4 protein-coding genes and 1 pseudogene are annotated in these 7,092 nt (G+C 74.2%); all 5 read right to left on the bottom strand.

Features of this window, described 5'->3' with window-relative positions; genetic code table 11:
- Positions 1 to 71: 71 nt before the first annotated feature.
- Positions 72 to 2,568: pseudogene (secA, locus tag GSF02_RS14230) on the bottom strand (preprotein translocase subunit SecA); the annotation flags it as partial.
- Between the two features lie 113 nt (positions 2,569 to 2,681).
- Positions 2,682 to 4,286 carry a cation:proton antiporter family protein gene (locus GSF02_RS14235; protein ID WP_159797637.1) on the bottom strand — a complete coding sequence of 535 codons (1,605 nt, stop codon included), beginning with the start codon at positions 4,284 to 4,286 and terminating at the stop codon, positions 2,682 to 2,684.
- 103 nt (positions 4,287 to 4,389) lie between these two features.
- Complete coding sequence (locus tag GSF02_RS14240; RefSeq protein WP_159797649.1) at positions 4,390 to 5,676, bottom strand: winged helix-turn-helix domain-containing protein; 1,287 nt, start codon at positions 5,674 to 5,676, stop codon at positions 4,390 to 4,392.
- 205 nt (positions 5,677 to 5,881) lie between these two features.
- Positions 5,882 to 6,526, bottom strand: a complete 645-nt coding sequence (hpf, locus tag GSF02_RS14245; RefSeq protein ID WP_159797639.1) for a ribosome hibernation-promoting factor, HPF/YfiA family — start codon at positions 6,524 to 6,526, stop codon at positions 5,882 to 5,884.
- A 191-nt stretch (positions 6,527 to 6,717) separates the two neighbouring features.
- Positions 6,718 to 7,092, bottom strand: a 375-nt coding sequence (locus GSF02_RS14250; RefSeq protein WP_268892894.1) for a phosphoribosyltransferase family protein, incomplete at its 5' end; no start/stop codon positions are given.

Consider the following 7,092-nt stretch of genomic DNA (forward strand, 5'->3'; position numbering starts at 1 on the left):
AGCCGACTGCGCGGCGGCCGCGGCGGAGGCCGCCGTGACGGTCACCTGCCCGTCGGTCTGGCCCTGGGCCTGGACCTGCACCTCGAGGTTGAACAGGAACCCGACCGACTCCTCCTTGATGGCCTCGTTCATGGCCTGGAACAGCTGGTAGCCCTCGCGCTGGTACTCCACGAGCGGGTCGCGCTGCGCCATCGCGCGCAGGCCGATGCCCTCCTTGAGGTAGTCCATCTCGTAGAGGTGCTCGCGCCACTTGCGGTCCAGCACGGACAGCACGACGCGGCGCTCGAGCTGGCGCATCGCCTGCTCGCCCAGCTGCTCCTCGCGCTGGCCGTACGCCACGCGGGCGTCGGAGAGCAGCTCCTCGAGCAGCATCTCGCGGGTGAGCGAGCCGATGCCGCCGGCCTCCTCGACCACGTCGTCCACGGTGATCGACACGGGGAACACCGCGCGCAGCGCGGTCCACAGCCCGTCGAGGTCCCACTGCTCGGGCGTGCCCTCGCCGGTGGCGCCGTCGACGTACGCCGTGACGACGTCGGTGATGAAGTGCTGCACCTGGTCGGCGAGGTCCTCGCCCTCGAGCACCCGGCGGCGCTCGGCGTAGACGACCTCGCGCTGGCGCGACAGGACGTCGTCGTACTTCAGGACGTTCTTGCGGATCTCGAAGTTGCGCGACTCGACCTGCGACTGGGCGCTCTGGATGCCGCGCGTGACCATCTTCGACTCGAGCGGCATGTCGTCCGGGAAGCCGGCGCGGCTCATCATCGCCTCTGCCAGGCCGGAGTTGAACAGGCGCATGAGGTCGTCCTGCATCGACAGGTAGAACCGGGACTCGCCCGGGTCGCCCTGACGGCCGGAGCGGCCGCGCAGCTGGTTGTCGATGCGGCGCGACTCGTGCCGCTCGGTGCCGAGCACGTACAGGCCGCCGAGCTCGGTGACCTCCTCGTGCTCCGCGGCCACCGCGGCCTTCGCCTTCTCGAGGACCTCGGGCCACGCGGCCTCGTACTCCTCCGGGTTCTCCGTGGCGTCGAAGCCGCGCTCGGCCATCTCCTGGACCGCGAGGAACTCCGCGTTGCCGCCGAGCATGATGTCGGTGCCGCGGCCGGCCATGTTGGTGGCCACCGTCACGGCACCCTTGCGGCCGGCGAGCGCGACGACCGACGCCTCGCGCTCGTGCTCCTTGGCGTTCAGCACGGCGTGCGGCACGCCCGCCTTGCGCAGCATGGCCGACAGCCGCTCGGACTTCTCGACGCTCGTGGTGCCCACCAGCACCGGCTGGCCCTTGGCGTGCCGCTCGACGATGTCGGCGACGACGGCTGTGAGCTTGCCCTCCTCGTTCTTGTACACGAGGTCGGGCTGGTCGATGCGCTGCATCGGCCGGTTGGTGGGGATCGGCACGACGCCGAGCTTGTAGGTGCCCTGGAACTCGGCGGCCTCGGTCTCGGCGGTGCCGGTCATGCCCGAGAGCTTGTCGTACAGGCGGAAGTAGTTCTGGAGGGTGATCGTGGCGAGCGTCTGGTTCTCCGCCTTGATCTGCACGCCCTCCTTGGCCTCGATGGCCTGGTGCATGCCCTCGTTGTAGCGGCGGCCGGCGAGGATGCGGCCGGTGTGCTCGTCGACGATCATGACCTCGCCGTTCATCACGACGTAGTCCTTGTCGCGCTTGAACAGCTCCTTGGCCTTGATCGCGTTGTTGAGGAACCCGATCAGCGGCGTGTTGAGCGACTCGTACAGGTTGTCGATGCCGAGGTAGTCCTCGATCTTCTCGATGCCCGGCTCGAGGATGCCGACGGTGCGCTTCTTCTCGTCGACCTCGTAGTCGGTCCCCGCGTCCAGCCGGCGCACCACCTTGGCGAACTCGGTGTACCAGCGGTTGGCGTCGCCGGAGGCGGGCCCGGAGATGATCAGCGGCGTGCGCGCCTCGTCGATGAGGATCGAGTCGACCTCGTCGACGATGGCGAAGTGGTGGCCGCGCTGCACCAGGTCGTCGGTCGACCAGGCCATGTTGTCGCGCAGGTAGTCGAAGCCGAACTCGTTGTTCGTGCCGTACGTGATGTCCGCCGCGTACTGCTTGCGCCGCTCGGCGGGGCTCTGGCCCGACAGGATCACGCCGGTGCTCATGCCGAGGAACCGGTAGACGCGGCCCATGAGCTCGCCCTGGTACTTCGCCAGGTAGTCGTTGGTCGTGACCACGTGCACGCCCTTGCCCTCGAGGGCGTTGAGGTAGGCGGCGAGCGTGGCCACGAGCGTCTTGCCCTCACCGGTCTTCATCTCGGCGATGTTGCCGAGGTGCAGGGCGGCGCCGCCCATGAGCTGCACGTCGAAGTGGCGCTGGCCGAGCGTGCGGCGCGCGGCCTCGCGGACCGCGGCGAACGCCTCCGGCAGCAGCTCGTCCAGCGTCTCGCCGTGCGCCAGGCGCTCCTTGAACCGGTCGGTCTCCTCGCGCAGCTCCTCGTCGCTGAGCTCGGTGAAGCCGGGCTCGAGGCTGTTGACCTGCTGGGCCAGCCCCTGCAGCTTCTTGACGATGCGCCCCTCGCCGAAGCGAAGGACCTTCTCGAGGATCGCGGGCACACTGTCTCCTGGGTCGAGGCACCCGGCGGCGGCCGGTCCTGCCGTTCGGTTCGGCCGGCGCACGCCGGCCCTGGGTCACACCCTTGCCATCCTAGGGCGGCCACCTGAGCGTCTCACGCAGGTTCGCCCTCGGACGAACCCGTCGAGCGGCGCAGCACCTCCACCGCCCGGTCGGCGAGCTCCGACCCGGCCGAGCCGTACAGGTGGAAGACGGCGTCGGCGCCGTGGTGGCGCAGCTCGACGACGTCGTCGTCGTACCGCGCCACGGCCACCACCAGCCCCTCGAAGCCGGCCGCCTGCAGCCGGGCGAGCGCGATGAGGTTGGCCTTGTGGAACGGCATCGCCAGGACGGCGACGCGCACCGAGCCGGCCCGGCGCACCCGCAGCCAGAACTCGAGGTCGGTGGCGTCCGCCCGCACGACGTCGAAGCCGCGCGCGGCGAGCTCCTGCACCCGCCCGGGGTCGTGCTCGACGCCGAGCACGCGCAGGCCGTGCGCGCGCAGGCGCGCGCAGGTGGCGGAGCCGATGCGGCCGAGCCCCAGCACGATGGCGTCCGCGTGGCCGACGTCGACCAGCCGGTCCTCCGGGTGCAGGCGCTCCGCGTCGCGGACGGGCAGCAGCCGCGACAGCCGGCTGGCCAGCTCGACGCCGCGGCGGTTGACCACGGCGGCGACGACGAAGCTGAACGCCACGGCCAGCGCGACGACGGCCACCCACCGCTGCGGCAGCAGCCCTCCGGTGGCGCCGACGTCGACCACGATGATGCCGAACTCCGAGAAGTTGGCCAGCACCAGCCCGGCCAGGAACGCGGTGCGCCGGCGCAGGCGCAGCAGCCACAGCAGGCCGGCGTACAGGGCCGCCTGCACCGGCAGCAGCACCAGGAGCAGCAGCGCCAGGCCGACGTCGGCGGGCGTCGGGACCCCGTGCAGCCCGATCTGCACGAAGAACGCCACGAGCATGAGGTCCTTGAGGCTCAGCAGCGCCCGCGACAGGTCGCCGGCGCGGGGGTGCGGCGCGAGCAGCACGCCCATGAGCAGCGCCCCGACGTCGCCGACGACGCCGACGGACTCGAAGAGCGCGTAGCCGGGCACGAGCGCGACGAGCACGCCCAGCAGGGCCTGCAGCTCGCCGTGGCCGACCCGGTCCCAGACGCGGTGGACCAGCCACGCGCCGGGCACCAGGGCGACGAGCGCGAGCGCCCAGGGGCTGGGGGCGCGGCCGCCGGCGGCGCTGAGGAACACGACCGCCGCCACGTCCTGCGTCACCAGCACGCCGACGGCGATCCGCCCGTAGAGCGAGGCGGCGTCCGAGCGGTCCTCCAGCACCTTGACGACGAACACGGTCGAGGAGAACGCGAGGGCGAACCCGACCAGGGCCAGGGCACCGGCGCCGTCGTCGGCGAGCAGGTGCGAGCCGAGCACCGCCAGGAGGCCGAGGAGCCCCATACCCGCGGCCGTGCTCAGCACCAGGTGCACCGTGGTGGTCAGCCAGATCTCCGGGCGCAGCAGCGAGCGCACGTCGAGCTTGAGGCCGATGGCGAACAGCAGCAGCGCGACGCCGATCTCCGCGACCGGGTCGAGGAAGGCGGGCTCCGCCACGCCGGCGGCGCCGAGCGCGAACCCCGCGCCGAGGTAGCCGACCAGCGGCGGGAGCCGCAGGAGCACGGCGAGCAGGCCCCCGGCGAACGCGGCGGCGAGGTAGAGCGCTGCGGTGGCCATGGCACCCCCTCGTGGCCGGCCCCGCTGCGATCGTAGGACTGCGGCGGTGGCGGCGGGCGGGACCGCGCAGGGTCGTGGCGCGGAGGGTCGTGGCGCGGCCCGGTCAGGCGGCGGGCACCGCCGCGGCGAGCTCCCCCGCGAGGTCGCCCGCCGGCTCGACCGCGACGTCGCCGAGGCCCAGCCAGCCCGCCAGGAGCCACAGCTCCGCGGCGAGGCGGCGCGCCGTGCGGCCCCGGTCCTGCGCCGCCAGGTGCGGTTCGGCGTGCGCGGACCGGACCCGCAGGACGCCCCCGCCCGCGGCGCGCCGGTCGGCCTTGAGGTCGACGCGTGCCGTGACCCGCTCCCCCTCGAGGAAGGGCAGCACGTAGTAGCCGTGCACCCGCTTGGCCGCGGGCACGTAGATCTCGATGCGGTAGGTGGTGCCGAAGAGCTGCTCCAGCCGCGTGCGCTCGAACACCAGCGGGTCGAAGGGGCTGAGCAGGGCCGCACCGTCCGCGCGCCGCGGCAGGGCGGCGTCGCGGTGCAGGTACCACCCGCTGCCGGCGCCCTCGACCTCCACCGGCGTCAGCGTCCCGTCCTCGACGAGCTGCGGCAGCGCCTGCGTCACCAGGGCGTTGGTCCGCCCCCGGCGCAGCCGGAAGTAGTCGCGCATGTCCCGCACGGTGGCGACGCCGTGGGAGCGGGCGCCGATCTCCAGCAGCGCGCGCACGGCGTCGACGTCGTCGGGCGCGGGCGCCTCGAGCACGGCGCGCGGCAGCACCCGCTGCGGCAGGTCGTACAGCCGCTGGAACGCGGTGTCGCGGCCCGCGGCGACGACCTCGCCGGTGAAGAACAGGTACTCCAGGCAGCGGCGCGCGGCCGACCAGTTCCAGCCCCACTCCACCTTCTCCGGGCGGGCCGGGCCGCCCTGCTCCTCCAGCAGGGCCTGCACCTGGGCGGCGGTCACCGGGCCCCGCTCCGCGACGATGGCGCGCACGGCGGCGACCTCGGCCGGGTGCCGCTCGGGGGCGCTCGAGATGGACCCCCACGCGTGGTCGCGGTAGGCGCGGCGCCGCCACTCCAGCAGCGGCCACGTCTCGACCGGGACGAACGACGCCTCGTGCGCCCAGGCCTCGACCAGGCGACGTGGCGCGCGGCCGTGCAGCCGGTCGAGCAGCCCCACGTCGTACGGTCCCAGCCGCGAGTACAGCGGCACGAGGTGGGCGCGGGCCAGCACGTTGACCGAGTCGATCTGCAGCAGCCCGAGCCGCCGGACCGCGGCGGTGACCTGCCGCAGGCCGGGGCCGTCGACGCCGAGCGCCGGACGGGGCCGGTGCAGCCCCTGGGCCGCGAGCGCCACCCGGCGGGCCTGGGCCGCGCTCAGCCGCTCCGGGCGGCGCCGGCGCGGCAGCGGGCCGGCGGCCGTACGGGCGGCACCGGTGCGGGCGGCGGTCGTGCGGACGGCGGCCGTACGAGCAGAGGGCGTGCCAGCAGGGGGCGCCGGTGCGGTGTCCACGGTCACTGGTCCATCGTGCCGCGCCCCGCCGACACGCGGCGGCCGCCCGCGCGGGGGGCGGGCGGCCGCCGGGGTCGGAGCGCCGGCTCGAGGCCCGGGGTCAGGCGAGGGAGCCCACCGACCGGTTGCACTCGGCGTCGAGCTGGATGACGCCGTACGTCCAGCCCTGCCGGCGGTAGGCCACCGCGGGGCGGGTGGTCTCCTTGTCGATGAAGAGGAAGAAGTCGTGGCCCACGAGCTCCATCTGGTAGATCGCGTCGTCGAGCGTCATCGGCTCGGCGCTGTGCAGCTTCTGGCGGATCACCACGGGCGAGTCGCCGAGCTGGCGCTCCACCGCGTCGCCGTCGACCTCGAGGGGCGCGGGCGCCTCCTCCTCGGGCTGCGGCTCGGGGACGGTGTCCTCGGGGATCGCCTCGGCGGCCGCGACCACGTACGTGCGCCGGTGGTCCTTGCGGCGGTCGCGGTGCCGGCGCAGGCGCTCGATGAGCTTGTCCAAGGCGATGTCGAGGGCGCCGAAGCGGTCGTCCGCGGCGGCCTCCGCGCGGATGATCGGCCCCTTGGCGCGGACGGTGAGCTCGACGCGCTCGCGCACGTCCGCCAGACGCGGGTTGTTCTCCCGCGTCACCTCGACATCGACGCGCTGCGCGGCGGGCGCGAGCTGCGTCACCTTGGTCAGCTTGTCCTGCACGTGGTTGCGGAACCGGTCCGCGACCTCCGTGTGCCTGCCGACGACGACGATCTCCATCGTGGGTCTCCACTTCTGCGGGGCTGCCGCGGCGACGCGTGCAGCCGGCGTGCTGGGCTCGTGGCACCCTCTCGTGGGTGCCGGTACGCGGCACCACCCCCCTAGGCGCCGGGCGCAGACCCGGACCTGTCGACGACCCCACCGGTGGGCCTCACCTGTGGGGATTCCCCACGCTAACCCCCCTTCGCCTGCTACGACACCGGTGGCGCGCCGGAGCCCCGCACGGCCTCGGCGCGGGGGCGCCGCTCGCCCGGGGCGGGCGTCGCGGCGAGCACGAGGGCGCCCAGGACGTCGGCCCCGGCAGCCTCCAGCGCGCGCTCGGCCGCGGCGAGCGTGGCGCCCGTCGTGACGACGTCGTCGAGCAGGAGGCATGCCGGCGTGCCCTGGCCGGCGGACGCGGGCGACAGGCGCTGCCAGGCGCGCGGGGCCACGCGCACGACGGCGTTGCCGCCGCGGGCGCGGGCCCCGAGGCCCACCTGGTCGCGCCCGCCCCCGGGCCGGCGCAGCACGGGCGCGGGCAGCCCTCCGACGGCGCCCGCCACGGCCGTGGCGAGCGGGCCCAGGTG

This window comes from Puerhibacterium puerhi (assembly GCF_009846865.1).
Taxonomy (GTDB): Bacteria; Actinomycetota; Actinomycetes; order Actinomycetales; family Cellulomonadaceae; genus Puerhibacterium; species Puerhibacterium puerhi.